The organism is Paenibacillus sp. PK4536 (assembly GCF_028594455.2).
In the GTDB taxonomy this organism is placed as follows: domain Bacteria; phylum Bacillota; class Bacilli; order Paenibacillales; family Paenibacillaceae; genus Saccharibacillus; species Saccharibacillus nuruki.
In genome coordinates this window covers 3,529,210-3,545,680 of the sequence record NZ_CP126313.1, presented here as the reverse complement: position 1 = coordinate 3,545,680, position 16,471 = coordinate 3,529,210, and the positions used below count along the sequence as shown (strand labels likewise).

General features: G+C 40.7%; 15 protein-coding genes. All 15 read right to left on the bottom strand.

Annotated elements, in window-relative coordinates; genetic code table 11:
• Positions 1-41: 41 nt before the first annotated feature.
• Positions 42-1,007, bottom strand: a complete 966-nt coding sequence (locus PO903_RS15890; protein ID WP_137224178.1) for an ABC transporter ATP-binding protein — start codon at positions 1,005-1,007, stop codon at positions 42-44.
• Complete coding sequence (locus tag PO903_RS15885) at positions 1,000-1,992, bottom strand: ABC transporter ATP-binding protein (protein WP_069328247.1); 993 nt, start codon at positions 1,990-1,992, stop codon at positions 1,000-1,002. The genes PO903_RS15890 and PO903_RS15885 overlap by 8 nt, the downstream gene beginning before the upstream one ends.
• A 10-nt stretch (positions 1,993-2,002) precedes the next feature.
• Positions 2,003-2,929 carry an oligopeptide ABC transporter permease gene (opp4C, locus tag PO903_RS15880; RefSeq protein WP_273593911.1) on the bottom strand — a complete coding sequence of 309 codons (927 nt, stop codon included), beginning with the start codon at positions 2,927-2,929 and terminating at the stop codon, positions 2,003-2,005.
• Positions 2,930-2,947: 18 nt separating this feature from the next.
• Positions 2,948-3,901 (bottom strand): ABC transporter permease, encoded by a 954-nt coding sequence (locus tag PO903_RS15875; RefSeq protein ID WP_273593910.1) that lies wholly within the window; start codon positions 3,899-3,901, stop codon positions 2,948-2,950.
• 22 nt (positions 3,902-3,923) lie between these two features.
• On the bottom strand, positions 3,924-5,633 hold the full coding sequence (locus tag PO903_RS15870) for an ABC transporter substrate-binding protein (protein WP_273593909.1): 1,710 nt from the start codon (positions 5,631-5,633) through the stop codon (positions 3,924-3,926).
• Between the two features lie 244 nt (positions 5,634-5,877).
• A complete protein-coding gene (locus PO903_RS15865; protein ID WP_273593908.1) occupies positions 5,878-6,828 on the bottom strand; it encodes an ArsR/SmtB family transcription factor in 951 nt (316 codons plus the stop codon).
• A gap of 192 nt (positions 6,829-7,020) precedes the next feature.
• The gene (locus tag PO903_RS15860) at positions 7,021-8,184 is read right to left on the bottom strand and encodes an amidohydrolase (RefSeq protein WP_273593907.1); all 1,164 of its coding nucleotides are present in this window, start codon (positions 8,182-8,184) and stop codon (positions 7,021-7,023) included.
• 6 nt (positions 8,185-8,190) lie between these two features.
• Complete coding sequence (locus tag PO903_RS15855) at positions 8,191-9,225, bottom strand: LLM class flavin-dependent oxidoreductase (protein ID WP_137224164.1); 1,035 nt, start codon at positions 9,223-9,225, stop codon at positions 8,191-8,193.
• Between the two features lie 82 nt (positions 9,226-9,307).
• Positions 9,308-10,060 carry an amino acid ABC transporter ATP-binding protein gene (locus tag PO903_RS15850; RefSeq protein WP_273593906.1) on the bottom strand — a complete coding sequence of 251 codons (753 nt, stop codon included), beginning with the start codon at positions 10,058-10,060 and terminating at the stop codon, positions 9,308-9,310.
• A 1-nt stretch (position 10,061) separates the two neighbouring features.
• Complete coding sequence (locus PO903_RS15845; RefSeq protein ID WP_069328240.1) at positions 10,062-10,772, bottom strand: amino acid ABC transporter permease; 711 nt, start codon at positions 10,770-10,772, stop codon at positions 10,062-10,064.
• Positions 10,769-11,539: an amino acid ABC transporter permease gene (locus tag PO903_RS15840; protein ID WP_273593905.1), complete on the bottom strand. Its 771-nt coding sequence runs from the start codon at positions 11,537-11,539 to the stop codon at positions 10,769-10,771. Before PO903_RS15840 ends, PO903_RS15845 begins: the two co-directional genes overlap by 4 nt.
• Before the next feature lie 35 nt (positions 11,540-11,574).
• Positions 11,575-12,465: a transporter substrate-binding domain-containing protein gene (locus PO903_RS15835; protein ID WP_069328238.1), complete on the bottom strand. Its 891-nt coding sequence runs from the start codon at positions 12,463-12,465 to the stop codon at positions 11,575-11,577.
• Positions 12,466-13,232: 767 nt separating this feature from the next.
• Positions 13,233-14,156: a LysR family transcriptional regulator gene (locus PO903_RS15830; protein ID WP_069328237.1), complete on the bottom strand. Its 924-nt coding sequence runs from the start codon at positions 14,154-14,156 to the stop codon at positions 13,233-13,235.
• A gap of 220 nt (positions 14,157-14,376) precedes the next feature.
• Positions 14,377-15,708, bottom strand: coding sequence for an LLM class flavin-dependent oxidoreductase (locus tag PO903_RS15825; RefSeq protein WP_273593904.1), 1,332 nt, complete (start codon positions 15,706-15,708; stop codon positions 14,377-14,379).
• 100 nt (positions 15,709-15,808) lie between these two features.
• A complete protein-coding gene (locus PO903_RS15820) occupies positions 15,809-16,123 on the bottom strand; it encodes a glutaredoxin family protein (RefSeq protein WP_273593903.1) in 315 nt (104 codons plus the stop codon).
• Between the last annotated feature and the right edge of the window lie 348 nt (positions 16,124-16,471).

The window sequence follows — 16,471 nt, the reverse complement described above, 5'->3', positions numbered from 1 at the left end:
ATCTTTATACGATCAGTGGCTTTTTGCTGTATCTTATTGTATTACACCAGATGACAAGCTACCCAATGCTCTCCACCCATATTCCGAAAAACAGGGACTTCTTCAACACATCTTTGTTCTGCAAAAGGACACCGTGTATGGAATTTACAGCCTGAAGGTGGATTGGCAGGGCTTGGAATATCGCCTTTCAACACAATCCGTTCACGTTTTAACTTGGGAATCGGGATCGGTACAGCAGATAATAATGCTTTGGTATACGGATGTAACGGGTGACGAAACAATTCGTCTCTTGAAGCTGTCTCCACCATTGAACCTAAATACATCACACCGATTCGTGAACACAGATGCTCGACTACGCTCAGATCATGGGAAATAAACAGATAAGTTAGCCCTTTACTTTCCTGCAAATGACTGAACAGATTAATAATCTGTGCTTGGATGGATACATCTAGAGCAGACACAGGTTCATCTGCAATAATCAATTCAGGATTAAGCACCAGTGCACGCGCTATTCCGATCCGCTGACGTTGTCCTCCTGAAAATTCATGTGGAAACCGATCAATATGATATGAAGACAATCCACATGAAGCTAACACTTCTTTGACGATATCACGAATCTCTGAAGCAGGCGCAAGTCCATGATCGAGCACAGCTTCACCGATGGCTTCTCCAATACGTACACGAGGATTAAGCGAACTGTATGGATCTTGGAAAATCAATTGCATTTTCGGACGTAACTGACGTAATTGCTCGGGTGGTAAACTGTAGATATCGGTTCCTTTAAATCGTACTTCACCTGCGGTTTTGTCGGTTAAACGAATCGCTGTACGTCCTACTGTACTTTTGCCACTACCCGATTCTCCAACCAGACCAAAGGTTTCGCCCGGTTGAATCGTAATACTGATATCATCGACTGCTTTGACTTGTCCAACGGTACGGCTAAGTAGACCTGCTTTGATAGGAAAATACTTTTTAAGATTTTGGATATCTAGTAAGGCTTCAGACATGAACCGCTGCCTCCTTTTCGTATAACCAGCAAGCGGTTTTTTGACCATTTTCTACATCGCGTAATGGTGGCTCTTGTGTACGACAGATATCCATACAATGCTCACACCGTTCGTGAAAATAACAGGACTCCTGCAATTCAAGCGGATTGGGTACATATCCTGGAATCGAATACAGTTCTTTTTGCCGCTGGTTGATAATAGGCTTAGAACGTAACAATCCTTGCGTATACGGATGACGAGGATTAGCGAATAGCTCGACCACTTCGCCTTCTTCTACAATTTTGCCTGAATACATAACCACAACATAATCTGCCATTTCAGCGACTACACCTAGATCATGCGTAATCAATAGTATCGACATATCGGATTGACTGCGGAACTCACGCAACATGTCCAAAATCTGTGCTTGAATCGTGACATCCAGCGCGGTTGTCGGTTCGTCTGCAATCAACAATTTGGGATCACAAGAGATGGCTATGGCGATCATAATCCGTTGTAACATCCCTCCGCTTAATTCGTGCGGATATGACTTAGCAATCTGTTCAGGACGTGAAATACCTACTTGAGTGATAAGCTCTAATACTCGCTTCTGAGCTTGTTTTTTATTCATTTTTTTGTGAATTATTAATGGCTCACTCATTTGTTCACCGATCGTAATCACTGGATTAAGTGAAGACATCGGCTCTTGGAAAATCATAGCGATATCATTACCACGAATACTTCGTAAATGATTTTTACTCAAGCTCAATAAATTTTGCCCGTCAAAGTCTATTATACCGTCTGCAATCCGTCCGGTAGGCGCTTCGATCAATCCCATCACTGATAAAGCAGTAATACTTTTACCACAACCGGATTCACCTACAATACAGACAATCTCACCCGGGCGAACATGCAGACTGATATCATCGACAGCTTTGACAGTCCCTTCATCAGTGTCAAAATAGGTGCTTAAATGCTGAATATGCAATAAAGAATGAGTACTCATGTTGATTCACCTACCTTTTTTGTTTCGGATCAAGTACATCTCGCAATCCATCTCCAAAAATATTAATAGCAATGACTGTTGCAAAAATAGAAAATCCCGGCGGAACCCATAACCACGGACGTTCTTGAAAATCAATCATATTATTTGCCGCATCAATCATATTGCCCCATGTCGGTGTCGGCGGCATAACGCCAAGCCCGAAGAAGCTCAATACGGATTCACTTAGAATTGCGCCTCCGATATTTAGCGTAGCAATCACAATTAACAACGGTACCAGATTAGGTAATAAATGATTGACCAGCTTACGACGGTCACGCAAGCCCAGTACAATCGTCGCTTGCATAAATTCCCGCTCACGTAGTGATAATAATTGTCCTCTAACCATTCGTGCCAGTGAAGGCCAGCCCACCAGACTCAAGATCAGCATGACAATATACATGCGGTAATCTGTAGGCACTTTCCATTCTGATAATAAGGCTCCGAAAATAAACAATAGCGGTAAACTTGGAATCGTGAGCAATAGATCAGCAATACGCATAATCACTTGATCGACAATGCCACGGTAATACCCTGCTATCGCCCCTAATAGGGTTCCGATAAATACAGACAAAACCATTGATGCAATCCCTACCGTTAGTGAAATTCGACCGGCTTGCATCACACGGGTAAGTACATCCCGACCTAATTTGTCTGTGCCTAGCCAGTGATGAATATTAGGCGATTTGTTCATCATCGTCATATTCACTTTATTGTCTGTATACGGTGAAAACAGAGGGCCGACAAAACAAAGTAAAAACATAAATACAACGACTGCAAATCCACCTACAGCCAATTTGTTTTTTAATAATTTACGAATCGATTGTCTCCATAAAGACGATTTGACCACTTGAGGTCTATTTGTAGCTACATTCGTCACTTCAGCCTGTATAGATGGCATATGATCCTCCTTATTCCGCTAGATTTTCACACGCGGATCAGCGACATGGTACAAAATATCAGATAATAACGTACCGATGACGGTTAGTACAGCAATAAACATCGTAAAGCCCATCAATAATGGATAATCTCGTACTGTAAATGATTGCATATATAGCTGACCGATACCCGGCCAGTTAAAAATCCGTTCAATAATTAATGAACCACCAAATAGGGCAGGTAATTCAAATCCAACCAGTGTAATCGCAGGTAGTAGCGCATTACGTAAAGCATGTGTAAATAACACTTTGCGTTCGCTTAAACCTTTGGCACGGGCGGTACGAATATAATCTTGCTGAATCACATCGATCATATTACTGCGGAAGTAACGGGTTAATGATCCTACTCCTAATAATGTCATTACAATCACAGGTAACGTCATATGATGGATAACTTCTTTGAGATAAGCAGCTCCTGTTGCATTGCTACCTGTCGTTAACATCCCTCCAGGCGGCAACCATTTAAAGTCCACCGCCAGTATTTTGATCAGAAATAGTCCAATAAAAAAGGAAGGAATCGACATCGCTGCAAAAATACCCACCATGACGAATGTATCAAACCATGAATATTGCTTATAAGCGGCAATCACAGCGATAATTACAGCAATAAGCCATGTTAGAAATGTAGAAACAATCGCTAGTAAAAATGAATTCCATACATACTGATTGAACAACGTTAACACGGGTTGCTGCTTATCTAGCGAATATCCAAAGTTTCCATGAAACGCATTATTCATCCAGATCACATAACGTTCTAATAGCGGTTTATTTAACCCGTACAATTCGCGCAATTCTGCTTTGCGTTCAGGGCTTAATTTGATATTACCTGTTATAAAATCACCCGGAGTCAGCGCATACAGGCAAAAGATTAATAACGATGCTGCTAGTAAAATAAACAGGGTATACCCGAGACGCTTCATTAAATAGCTACTCATATGCTCAACTCCTAGTTACGGTTTACTTCAAAGTCCATTGTGGAACACTCGACGCAATACCGTTAAATGGACTGACAGTTAAGTCTTGAATACGTCCGTTGTAGGCATAGACTACTTTTTTGTAATTGGTAAAAATAACAGGTAGATCGTCATTTAACAATCTGAAAATATCGCCGTAGATTTTTTTACGTTGTTCAATATCATTTGTCGCTAATGCTTCGTTATACAATTTTACAAATTCAGGATTATCATACCCTTTAATTTCTCCATCTAGAAATTGCACTAATCCATCTGAAGGATCAGTCAACATCGGGGTAGAGAATGAAGCTAGATCGTAATCTCCACCTTCTACTTTAGAAGCAAGCGAGTTAAAATCTGCAAATACTTCTGGTTGGAAATCAACACCGATCGCTTTAAAGTTTTCGGTAGCTACAGCGATAAAAATATCGGTTTGTGGGCTTTTGGAACCCAGATAATGAAGTGTCAGTTTTTGACCGTCTTTTTCACGAATACCATCTGCTCCAGCTACCCAACCTGCTTCATCCAGTAATTGATTTGCTTTTTCAGCGCTATACGCATACGGATTAATACCTTCTGTGGTGTATGCCCATGAGATCGGAGCCGCAGGGATATTGGCAATCTCACCTGCACCTTGATTAGCATCCACATAGATACTTTGACGATCCAGACCGTATGCAATCGCTTGACGTACTTTTTTGTCTTTCAATGCTTCATGTTCTAGATTAGCTTGTAAAAAACTATACGTACTCGGTGTGTACGGCAAGATATCGACAAAGCCTAAGCTTTTCAACTTATCAATATTTTCCTGTGTAGCACTAAAGGAAGCAAAATCGATCTCTCCTGTCTCCACATACTGCCATGTATCCCCTTCAGATGTTTTGTAGATAAAGTTTTTTGTTTTGGGAGCGCCTTTGAAATAATTCTCATTGGCAGTGAAACGTACTTCTTGTCCGGGAATAAATTTGGTCAATACATAAGGCCCATTTCCAAGCGGAGTCTGGTGTAACTTTTTGATATATTCCAATTCACCGAACTTGTAGTCTTTACCATAATAGGCTTTGGACAATACATCGCTACCTAGTGTTAACAATGCGGTTGCATTAGGCTTAGCAATCGTTACAGAAATGGTCTGTGGATCAATCACTTTAATCCCTGATACGGTAGATGCTTTACCTGCTTTGTACTCTGCTCCGCCTACGATTCCTAGAGTAGGAATAAGTGAATCATTGTCATACGATTTGTCATGCAGAATTGTCCATGTGAATGCTACATCATCTGCGGTTAAAGGTGAGCCATCGCTGAACTTCAAATCTTTATGTAAATGAAATGTATATGTACGTTGATCTTTAGACAAATCCCAACTTTCAGCAAGATTCGGGGCTGGCAATCCTTTGTCATCTGTGGTGACCAATGGGGCATACAAGAGCGAAGATACATTACCATCGTATCCACTTTGATGGAAATAAGGAGTAAACGCTCCTGCTGGATCGGTTAACGCCATAATAATCGTATCTGTACGTTGTTGTGCAGTAGCAGGTAATTGGGTAAGATCAGGTGCTTTGAACAAACTGGTTAAAGCAGGTGACTGCTGGGCTTGAGCGGTTCCTTTTTCGGCGGAAGAACTGCTATTATCAGCTCCTCCATTAGAGCATGCTGTAAATAACAACGAAGCCATCAGCACACCAGATAGTAAAGCTACACTTTTTTTCATCATACATTCCCCTAATATTTATTATTCCGACCTGTTAACTATGCTATTAGTCGGTAAAGCTATTATAGGAATCTAAATCGGTTCTGTAAAGAGAGAACTTAAAATCATTTCCGAAAAAAGTTAATATTTAGAATTTAGCTGATCCTATATCTACAGGATAAAATTTATGATCGTATGCCATAGCAAAAAGACCGTTTCTTTTTCGAAACGATCGGTATTTTTTAACTATTTTTATAATTTGGATTTATTGGCTATCATTGTGCTCTATAAAATTCATTAACATATAGGGCAGATCTTGAATCGCCTGTGTTCGCAAACTGTATACGGTTAACGTTTCTCCTTGAATATGAGCATGAAGCAAGCCTGCACTACGTAACTTGGTAACGTGATCATGAGTAATTCCTTTGGATAGACCCAAATAACGTACAATTTCGATAAAACTACGTGGCCCTGCATACAGATATTTTAATATTTTCAAACGACTCTGTTCAGCCAGTGCTCGGAGCACACGATATTCATAAGGCGGTAATTCAGAAGAATCGCCCAAATGAAATCTAGCAGGATAATGACAGATCATAAATGAATTGTACGCATAAATAATATTAAGTGGCTTAAAGTGATAATGGGGTACAAGAATAAGATGTTTACATTCCGCTTGAGGCTCAAAAACAATCCCATGGGTCACTTCGTCTATAAAAATAGAAAGATCATTACTTTGCTTAAGCATATCCTGTCTATATTGAGACTCTTTCTGTAGCCCCTGTACAATCTGCGGATCAATCTGTGAAAAGTAATATTGATTCCATTGTTGGAACAAAATTAATATCCGACTTCGTAAACGAGCGATACTAACAGTCGGCAAAGACGTGTGTTGAGCAATCAGTTGTTCTAACTGTTCGATGCTCATCTGTTCGATCCATTGTACAAATTGTTCAGGAGTCTCTTCAGGGCAACAATAGACGAGCAAAACGATTAATCTCCATTCAGCATCTATCCCTGTTTGCGCTAATCGCTCTGCAAATTTAGTAGGTAATTGCTCTTCTATCGATTTGGCCCAAGAAGGGTCAAGGTCGATCTTTTTATAAGACGGACGACATATATACGTATGCAAGCTATTAAGACATTCATATAACGGATTAAATTGAAGTTCAATCGTATAGGGTATTGGCTTAGGAACAGCTATCTGATCACTCAATAGAAGCACAACCTTTCTTGGGCGTATTTTATCGTATAGAAGACAACTTTGGCAATCGACTCTCCTTATTTATTTGCATATGACGTTGGAAAGCACAACAAAAAGCTGTTTCTTTGATAATCATAGCCTTTGTTCATGACTACTTTTTACCAGAAGAAACAGCTTAAAGTTTATACCGGATTGAAATGAAGTTTAAGATGTGGATAGACTACTTTGTTGTTCGACTTGAGCCAATGCATTACGCGCTGTATTCGCCAAAAATGTAGCTGTTCCACTTAATGCACGTTCATCTACATCAAACGACGGATGATGCCACTCCTGCGGACCTGACGTACCGACAAAGATAAATACCCCGGGTACTTCTTTTTGATAAAATGAAAAGTCTTCACTTGCAGGTGATACCGCAGGTTCGACGACTTGTAGCTGACTTTGCTCGGCGGCTAACTTGGCTACACCTGTCCATTGTCCATCATTCAAAACAGGCGGTGGCCCTGCTAACCATTTGACTGTGGCAGAGGTACCAAAAGCAGTCCCTACCCCTTCTACTACTTGTTCAAATCGGGACAATACATGCTCACGGACTTGTTCATCAAAGGTACGAATCGTTCCTTGCAAGACCGCTAGATCAGGAATCACATTCCACACATGTCCGCTATTCAACTGAGTCACACTGATTACAGCTCCTTGCTGAGAACCTACATTACGGCTGACGATCGATTGCAGAGCAGTCACAATATGTGCAGAGACAACAATAGGATCAATCCCGGCCTCTGGTACAGCTGCATGTGTACCTACCCCTGTCACTTCTACAATAAATCCATCTGCTGCTGCCATCAATGCCCCTTCTCGAATACCTACTGTACCTACAGGTAAATCCGGCTTATTATGCAATCCAAAGATCGCTTGTACGCCTTCAAGGGCGCCACTTGCAATCACTTGCTGTGCTCCTTTGGCTTTTTCTTCAGCAGGTTGAAAGATCAGTCGCACTCTTCCCTGAAGATGATGCTCTTGTTCTTTGAGCAGATAAGCTGCCCCTAATAACGAAGCTGTATGAAAATCATGACCACATGCATGCATTTTACCAGCTATTTCTGAAGCAAAAGGAAGCCCTGTCTCCTCTTGAACAGGTAATGCATCAATATCAGCACGCAAAGCAACTAATGATTCTCCTGTACCAATCTCTGCAATAACACCTGTAGCCAAATCAGGAAAATTAAGAATCCGAATATCAGCCGCTTCTAACCATTCACGAATATCAGCTGTCGTCTGTACTTCTTCCCCTGATAATTCAGGATGACGATGAATATGTCTTCGAATATCGATCAGTTGCTGTTGAAGCCCTTCAGTCAACGGCATACGTATTTACACCTCCAATGAAGCTTCTACCTCTGCATGTACAAAGGCTTGTTGCAATAATTCAAATGAACGTACACGCTTATTAAAATTCTGAATCACTGTATGCACTACTAATTCTTGTATACCATATTGATGTCGAATCGTTGCTAATTGTTGATATACAGACGTTGGTGAACCTTTCACCACTTTAGCTTCTTTCACTTCGATCCGATATTTTTCCGCAGATTGTCGACCGAATTCTTCAGCTTGTTCGACTGTACCTACTGTAAGTACTTTACCACTTTCCAAATGAATTTTAACGGATAGATTTTCGCCAGCTAATTGGGATGCTTCTTCTTCCGTCTCTGCCACGATTACAGATAACGCTAGAATCACATGTGGTTTCGGATATTCGATAGAAGGAACAAATTGCTCACGATACACCTTCACAGCGGTCAAAGCCACTTCTTCATCCCCATTAATAAATTGAGAAAATACATAAGGTAGTCCTAATTTGGCGGCTACTTCTGCGCTATTGGTACTCGCTCCAAGCACGAATAGATCGGCAGGTTGTGCAGGATTCGGGCTAACCTGTATGCCAGCTAGCGCATGATCATCAGCGATTCGATTGTAGATGTAATTGCGAGTTTCTGTAATTTTATCAGTTAAGCTCAAAGCACTTGAGCCATTCTCCCCTTGTAAAGCACGTGTTGATCTCGGTAACCCGCCGGGTGCACGTCCTATCCCCAATTCCACTCTACCCGGTGCAAGGGTTGATAACACATTGAAATTTTCCGCCACTTTATACGGGCTGTAATGCTGTAACATTACTCCACCTGAACCAATCGTAATCTTTTTGGTTTTGGCAAGCAAATAGGAGATCAAAACTTCAGGTGAAGAACCAGACACATTGGCAGAATCGTGATGTTCAGATACCCAGAACCGCTGATACCCTAGTTCTTCTGCAATCTGAGCCAACTCTATTGTATGTCGAAAAGCATCTTCAGCCGTCTCTCCTGCAAATCGTGGACTTTGATCCAAAATACCTATCGGAATACTCATATTCTGTTCCTCCCTGAATCGATCTATGTGTACTATTTTGTGATTGCAACGGTCTTGATTAACTAATCTATTCTGCTCTTTTCTAAATTGAATACGTGGCTTGTGGTGTTATACGACTTAGGAATTGACGGGTACGCTCTTCTTTGGGACGCTGGAAAATCTCTTCCGGCGTTCCTTCTTCAACCACTAACCCACCATCCATAAACACCACATGGTTAGCAACATCTCTTGCAAAATCCATTTCATGGGTCACAACGATCATAGTGATGCCTTCTTTCGCTATTTTGCGAATAACACTCAGTACTTCACCGACCAGTTCAGGATCAAGCGCTGAAGTAGGCTCATCAAACAAGATCACTTCCGGATTCAAAGCTAAAGCACGTGCAATGCCTACACGTTGTTGCTGACCCCCGGATAGCTGTACAGGATAATGATCTAATTTGTTGCCAAGCCCTACTTTTTCCAGTACTTGTACGCTGATTGCGCGTGCTTTGTCTTTTGGCATTTTACGAACAATCGTTAATCCTTCCATAACGTTTTCAAGTGCTGTTTTGTGCTTAAATAGATTATATTGTTGAAAAACCATTGCTGTTTGCTGACGCAACGCATGGATTTCTTTTTTGGTTGGATGCTTGGTATCCACTTTGAGGTCGCCGATTGTAATCTGCCCTGCATCTGGCTTTTCCAAATAATTGATGCAACGTAATAATGTCGTTTTACCGGAACCACTCGGTCCCAAAATAACAACGACTTCTCCTTTTTTGACTTGTAAATCAATACTTTGTAACACTTCCTGTTTGCCAAATGATTTGGATATCTGCTCCAGTTGAATCATATTACATGACACCTCCACGATGATAAGCGTTGAGACGTTTTTCTAACCAACCACTGCCTCGTTCGATCAATAAAGTTAATCCCCAAAATAAAACCGCTGCTGCAATATACGCTTCAAAGTATTTCCAGTTATTCGCTGCAACCACCAATGCTTGTGCATTAATTTCGACCACAGAGATTGTATACGCCAGTGTGGAACCATGTAACATCCCAATCACTGAATTAGACAAATTCGGTAGGCTGACGGCTAATGCTTGTGGTAACACGATTCGGCGCAAAGCTTGCGGTGTCGTCATTCCAATCGAATGAGCCGCTTCGATCTGTCCTCGATCCACAGCAACAATGCCTGCTCTCACCACTTCAGACATATACGCTCCTGCGGTTATTGAAAAAGCGATAAACACAAATCCAATCAATGGAATCGATGCCGAAGTAAATGACCATTCCCACTTAGCCGCTAGACTATCGATCAGAATCGGTAAGCCAAAATAAATGATCAACAAATGCATCAACATCGGTGTACCGCGTATAAAAGTCACGTAAGCGGTAGAAAGTTGAGACAATCCAGGTATTCGATAAATACGACATAATGCCACCACCGTTCCTATGAATAGACCACAGATGACAGAAACAAACGTAATCATCAGTGTAGTCGGTAATGCTTTGAATAGACTTAGAAATGCTGTCCACATAAATGACGGATCAAGTGTCATCCACTTCGACCTCCTTTGCTAAGTGCAGATACAGGGCGTGTCAGCCATTTGCGACGGATTACAGCAGAAGTCTGTTTTACCCCTGCTTCATGACGATGTAGACGACGTTCTAACCAGAGGAATCCTTGTTCCAAGATCATACTGATCACAAAGTAGATTAAAGATAATGCGATATACGTCTCTACAAAATGTTGTGTGGCTGTTCCTAGTGTCTGCGATCTGCCTGTCATCTCCATAACGCCTAACGTAAAAGCAAGTGAAGTGTCTTTCAGATTACCAATCACTAGATTACCGAATAACGGAATACTAATTGCTAATGCTTGAGGTAAAATAATACGTGTAAATGTCTGGTATCCGCTCATGCCTATCGATTGGGCGGCTTCAATCTGTCCTCGATCGACTGCACTGACAGAAGCTCTGATCATTTCAGAGACAAAAGCTCCGCTGTTCAGTGCATATGCTAAAATCACAAAATACAATACAGCTACTCTCGAAATATCAATATTGATCCATTGCAGAATCGTGGGTAGTCCATAATAAATCAGAAATAATTGGATCAGAATCGGGGTGCCGCGAAAAAAAGAAACATAGACTTGAGACACACGCTTGAGCACCGGTACATTGTATAACCGGGGTAAAGCAACCAACATTCCAATAATAAGACCTAGTAGAATCGAGCTGCCTACAATGAGCAGTGTAATGTTGAGGTAAGCCAATAACTTGGGAATAAAATCAAATACATACGTCATATCGAATCTTCTGCTCATGTATGATTTGCTCCTTTCTACTAGCTATTCATCGTTTATTTTGCAACTTTAGCTTCTTCAAGTGTTTGGGTGAAGTCATCGCCTAACCATTGCTCGCTTAATTTTTTTAATGTTCCATCTGCTTTAATTTCAGTGATCGCTTTATCAATCTCGTCAGAAAGAGGTTGTTCATCTTTGCGGAAAACAAAAAATACATTGGATTGATTTAACGGTTCGCCTACTGTTTTGAGTGCCACATTTCCATCAGCATCGGTATTAAAACGATTCGCAAAATCAGTCGTAATCGTTGCATCGACACGTCCCGATACAATTTGCTGTACCGTATCGTTTGCCGCACCACTCGTATAAACAACATCTATACCGTTGTTATGTGTCTTGTTGTATTCATTAAGTAGGTAAGCCGCATTACTTGTAGCCCCTGTGAGCACTTTTTTACCCACCAGATCATCCAATCCTTTAATCGTATTATTGTCTTTAGCCACAGTTACACGGTTAAGGAAAATGCTATATGGTACTTTGTTAAATAGATATTTTTGTTCACGTTCAGGATTGGTCTCCATCTGGTGAGCGACAAAATCAATTTTGTTCGTTTCTAAGCTTAATAACAGATTTGAGAATTCCATCGTTTTAAATTCAAATTCTACATCGGGCAAGCGCTTGTCGATCTCACGTACCAATTCAACGTCATAACCAGTCAGCTTTCCATTCTCATCAATAAAGCAGACATTGGGGAATCCTGTACCTGTACCGACGATGATCTTCTTCACACCGCCTGTAGAAGCTGTTGCGTTATTACTATCTGATGCAGAAGATGTTCCTCCTGCGGAACCTCCACTGGATTCACTAACGGATGCGCACCCTGATAGTACCAGCATCAATATAGCTACCCATAATGTTAGTACAGTTACTCCTGTTTTTCTTCTCATATTTCTCTTCCCCCTAATTCATATCAACTTAATCGGATTTAGCATGTGATAAATCTATCATCGTCCTCCCGTAGCGTCAATGACTTGAACAATAGGAAAGTTCTATCGGTGTATTGAACAAATCAATAGGTGGAGGGGGAAAAATTGTAGAGGTAAAGTGGTGCAATAGAGTTACAGACGCTATGAGGGTAGATTCTTCTTGTCGTCGCTGGTAAAAGAATATCCCTTGAATTTACCGCTTTGCGGTGGGGATATTCTTTTAAAGGCGAACGCTTCGCTCTTTCAGAATGAATCTTCCCTCTTCGCTTGTGCATTGGTGGGAGGATGATGATCAATAATCACACATAGGTGGTGCATTTTTTCCCTTGTGGGGAGGGTAGCAGTAAGAATTAAAGATGATGTTAGTTTCGATACATTAATCTTGAATGATTAGGCGAGTACTGGTTTAGATAGAGTGTTTATAGAATAGAGCTTATTGTTTGAGAGTAATGATTAGTATAATAGTTTTGAAAATGGGATATTCTTTTTATTATCTTTTTTCTTTTCTATTTACCTTTGTTCCTTTTCTATAAATGAGCGTATACTTGAGTGATTTTTGGTTTGATTTTTGGTTTAATCTTTGTATTGATTTCTTCTATAGGTTACTGATTCGCTATGAAATATGGGCTTGAATTGGTGTGGTTTGTGATTACTTTTGGTGTTCTGTATTTGTTATTGATTTTCAGAAAGATGGCTTTTGGCTTTTATCTCTTCTTCTACTTTATTTGTTAGATAGTTGAGTGAAGCAGAGAATGGTCGGGTTGTTGGCTACGGAAGTAGTCGTTTTCGTGTAGTAATTCGGCTAGTGTTGTGGCGAATGTAGATGGTTGTTCTTTTAGTGTGATTAGGCTGGTTTGTAGAGAGATACCTGTGACTTCTGGAATATAGATTGGTACTAGATCGCCACGCATCACTTCTTCATGGACACTTAGTCCGGGTAAGAAGGCTATGCCTGCTTTTTGGAGTACTAATTTTTTGGCGGTTTCTGAATGATCGACGTGAAAAGCGATATCCGGTGGGAATTCGAGTGTTTCAAATACACGATGAATTCGAAGCCAGTCTAATGATCCACATTCGAAGAAAATCAAAGGTTGTTCTTGTAATGATGCTATAGTAGCACGTCCTTTTTGCACAAAAGGATGATCTTTATAGACGTATAATGAAATCGGATCTTCATAAAAAGAAACGGTGCGAATCGCAGGATGCATGACTTTGCGTACAAATCCGATATCGATTTCTTTGTTCATTAATTTATGCAGTAGTTGATCGGTTGTCGAGGTGATCAACTTGAAATTGGTTTGTGGATATTTTTGTTTGAGTTTGGGAAGCAGTTCAGGGATGACGTAATTAGAGACTGCTACTGTACAACCAATCGTCAGCTCCTGTGGTGTTGCTTTGGCTGTCTGGATACGTTGTTTGCCTTTTTGGATCACTTGCAATACTTGTTGGGCATAAGGTAGAAATCTTCTGCCTTCTTCTGTCAGCAGAATCTGTCTACCCAGACGTTCGAATAATTTGCAGCCAAGTTCTCTTTCTAATGTCTGGATACGTGCGGATACAGACGGTTGAGAAAGGAATAATACTTCTGCTGCTTTGTTAAAACTTCCATAATGGTTGATATAGACAAATGCCTCTATATTTTCAATATTCATCATTCCATCCCCTTTCTTACTTTTCCCATTAACTAACTTGGTTTTATGTATCATATTCCCTGTTTTGACACTTGTCAACGGGATAGCAAGCGATTTGAAATAACCCGCAACCCCTTATGACCACTGGGATCAGGAGTAACGGGCACTTCTTGGACTTATAATCATTTTGGGAAAATCATTGACCTTTTTATTTCAGTTCATCTATTAATCAAAATACGATTTAGACATTAACCGTTTTCGTCTGATATCGATTCTGTGGAATAGGCACGCCTAGATTTTCGCGTAAAGTCTCATATTCATAATCTTGACGATAAATACCTTTGGCTTGCAGAAGCGGCACAACCAAATCTACAAAATCATGTAGACCACTTGGAAGATCGGAGTGAATAATAAATCCATCTGATCCTTTGCGTTCAAACCATTCTTCGATCTGATTAGCCACTTGTTCCGGTGTACCGATAAAGTTCCCACGCGGTGTCGCTGCTTGTAATGCTACTTCACGTAAAGTCAGCCCACGCTCACGTGCATCTTTTTTAATCTTGTCTGTTCCACTGCGGAAGCTATTACTACCAATATCATTTAACTCTGGAAAAGGTTCATCTAACGGATATTGAGAAAAGTCATGATGGTCAAAAAAGCGTCCTAGAAAATCAAGAGCTTTATCAATCGTTACCAGATCGGCGATCTCCCGATATTTCTGCTCTGCTTCTGCTTCCGTTCTGCCAATAATCGGTGAGATACCTGGCAAAATCAGCAACTCCTCTTCATTTCGCCCATATTGAATAGCACGCTTTTTCACATCTTCATAGAATGCTTGTGCATCCGCTAGTGTCTCCTGACCGGTAAAGATCGCATCTGCTGATTGTGCAGCTAAGTTTTTGCCATCTTCCGAAGAACCTGCTTGGAAAATAACAGGTTGCCCTTGACGAGATCGTCCGATATTAAGCGGCCCTTGTACTGAAAAATATTCACCTTGATGATTAAGAGTATGTAGCTTCTCAGGATCGAAAAACACACCAGACTCTTTATCCCGTACAAAAGCATCTTCTTCCCATGAATCCCACAATCCTTTGGCCACTTCCAGATATTCTACCGCAATCTTGTATCGTTCTGGATGAGAAGGATGATCGCCACGACTATAATTGCGTGCTGATCCTTCCAGTGGCGATGTCACTACATTCCAGCCAGCACGTCCCCCACTAATATGATCAATTGAAGACAATTGACGGGCTATCGTAAAAGGCTCGCTATAACTGGTCGAGATCGTTCCCACTAATCCAATATGAGAAGTAACTGCCGCCAAAGCAGATAATATCGTTACCGGTTCAAAGCGATTCAAGAAATGAGGCAATGACTTTTCATTGATAAACAATCCATCTGCAATAAAGACCAGATCGAACTTTCCTTCTTCTGCTTTGAGCGTCTGCCGTTTGTAAAAGTCAAAGCTTACACTCGCATCGCTCTGTACCTCTGGATGACGCCATGTAGACATACTGCCACCAATCCCGTGTACAATCGCTCCAAATTTCAGTTGTCGCTTATTTTCACTCATTCTTGTTCGCCCCTTTTACTCTATTATTTTAAAATCATAACCAGATGGATTATCTATACTTAGCCTGAATCTATTTCGTATATCTATTAAAGTCTGATCGTTAAGCAATCTCTACGGAAGAATGGGCTGCTTCTGCTTCTTCTGCTAACAAACGAGCCAGCCCTTCTAGATCTGTTTCTAAAAAAGCTGTATAGGTTCCATTGCGACCAACCTCGACCACAGGCACATGACGAATACCATATTTAGCTTCTAATACATCCCGTAGACCATCGTTGTCAGCTACATCGAGATTGATATAATGATGATGATTTAGTTCCAAATAATTTTTGATCTCACCACAGAAATGACACCCTGTTTTACTCCACAAAATAATATGTTGACCTGGATTCACGGTTGTTTCAATCGTTAATGACATATCTGTATCCTCCTCTAATATAGGTTGTACATAAAATAAACATAAACTTGAATTACATTTCATACCTGATAATTCCGACCAATTAAGTCGGTTAAGATGATATAAAGTCTAGCACCCTCTGGTCTATAGCGTCAATTGGTTACTATATCAATACATTCTATACATATATCCAAAATTTCTATCACTCTACTCTATTGTTGAATATCGACGGTTTCACCTCCACCTAGCGATTGATTTTTCACTTTTCAAAACCCATCCTGATGATGAAGAAAAAAGGGTTGTGTTACGATATAGTTGAATATACTGCATAGGCATAATAACTGTTAGCAAGATCGTGTTATATTTAAA

Bases quoted from the DNA above. Each gene is read 5' to 3' on its own strand.
- PO903_RS15885 (WP_069328247.1), bottom strand. From the start codon at position 1,992: ATGAGTACTCATTCTTTATTGCATATTCAGCATTTAAGCACCTATTTT.
- opp4C (WP_273593911.1), bottom strand. From the start codon at position 2,929: ATGCCATCTATACAGGCTGAAGTGACGAATGTAGCTACAAATAGACCT.
- PO903_RS15890 (WP_137224178.1), bottom strand. From the start codon at position 1,007: ATGTCTGAAGCCTTACTAGATATCCAAAATCTTAAAAAGTATTTTCCT.
- PO903_RS15855 (WP_137224164.1), bottom strand. From the start codon at position 9,225: ATGAGTATTCCGATAGGTATTTTGGATCAAAGTCCACGATTTGCAGGA.
- PO903_RS15825 (WP_273593904.1), bottom strand. From the start codon at position 15,708: ATGAGTGAAAATAAGCGACAACTGAAATTTGGAGCGATTGTACACGGG.
- PO903_RS15830 (WP_069328237.1), bottom strand. From the start codon at position 14,156: ATGAATATTGAAAATATAGAGGCATTTGTCTATATCAACCATTATGGA.
- PO903_RS15850 (WP_273593906.1), bottom strand. From the start codon at position 10,060: ATGATTCAACTGGAGCAGATATCCAAATCATTTGGCAAACAGGAAGTG.
- PO903_RS15840 (WP_273593905.1), bottom strand. From the start codon at position 11,539: ATGAGCAGAAGATTCGATATGACGTATGTATTTGATTTTATTCCCAAG.
- PO903_RS15870 (WP_273593909.1), bottom strand. From the start codon at position 5,633: ATGAAAAAAAGTGTAGCTTTACTATCTGGTGTGCTGATGGCTTCGTTG.
- PO903_RS15835 (WP_069328238.1), bottom strand. From the start codon at position 12,465: ATGAGAAGAAAAACAGGAGTAACTGTACTAACATTATGGGTAGCTATA.
- PO903_RS15875 (WP_273593910.1), bottom strand. From the start codon at position 3,901: ATGAGTAGCTATTTAATGAAGCGTCTCGGGTATACCCTGTTTATTTTA.
- PO903_RS15845 (WP_069328240.1), bottom strand. From the start codon at position 10,772: ATGACACTTGATCCGTCATTTATGTGGACAGCATTTCTAAGTCTATTC.
- PO903_RS15820 (WP_273593903.1), bottom strand. From the start codon at position 16,123: ATGTCATTAACGATTGAAACAACCGTGAATCCAGGTCAACATATTATT.
- PO903_RS15860 (WP_273593907.1), bottom strand. From the start codon at position 8,184: ATGCCGTTGACTGAAGGGCTTCAACAGCAACTGATCGATATTCGAAGA.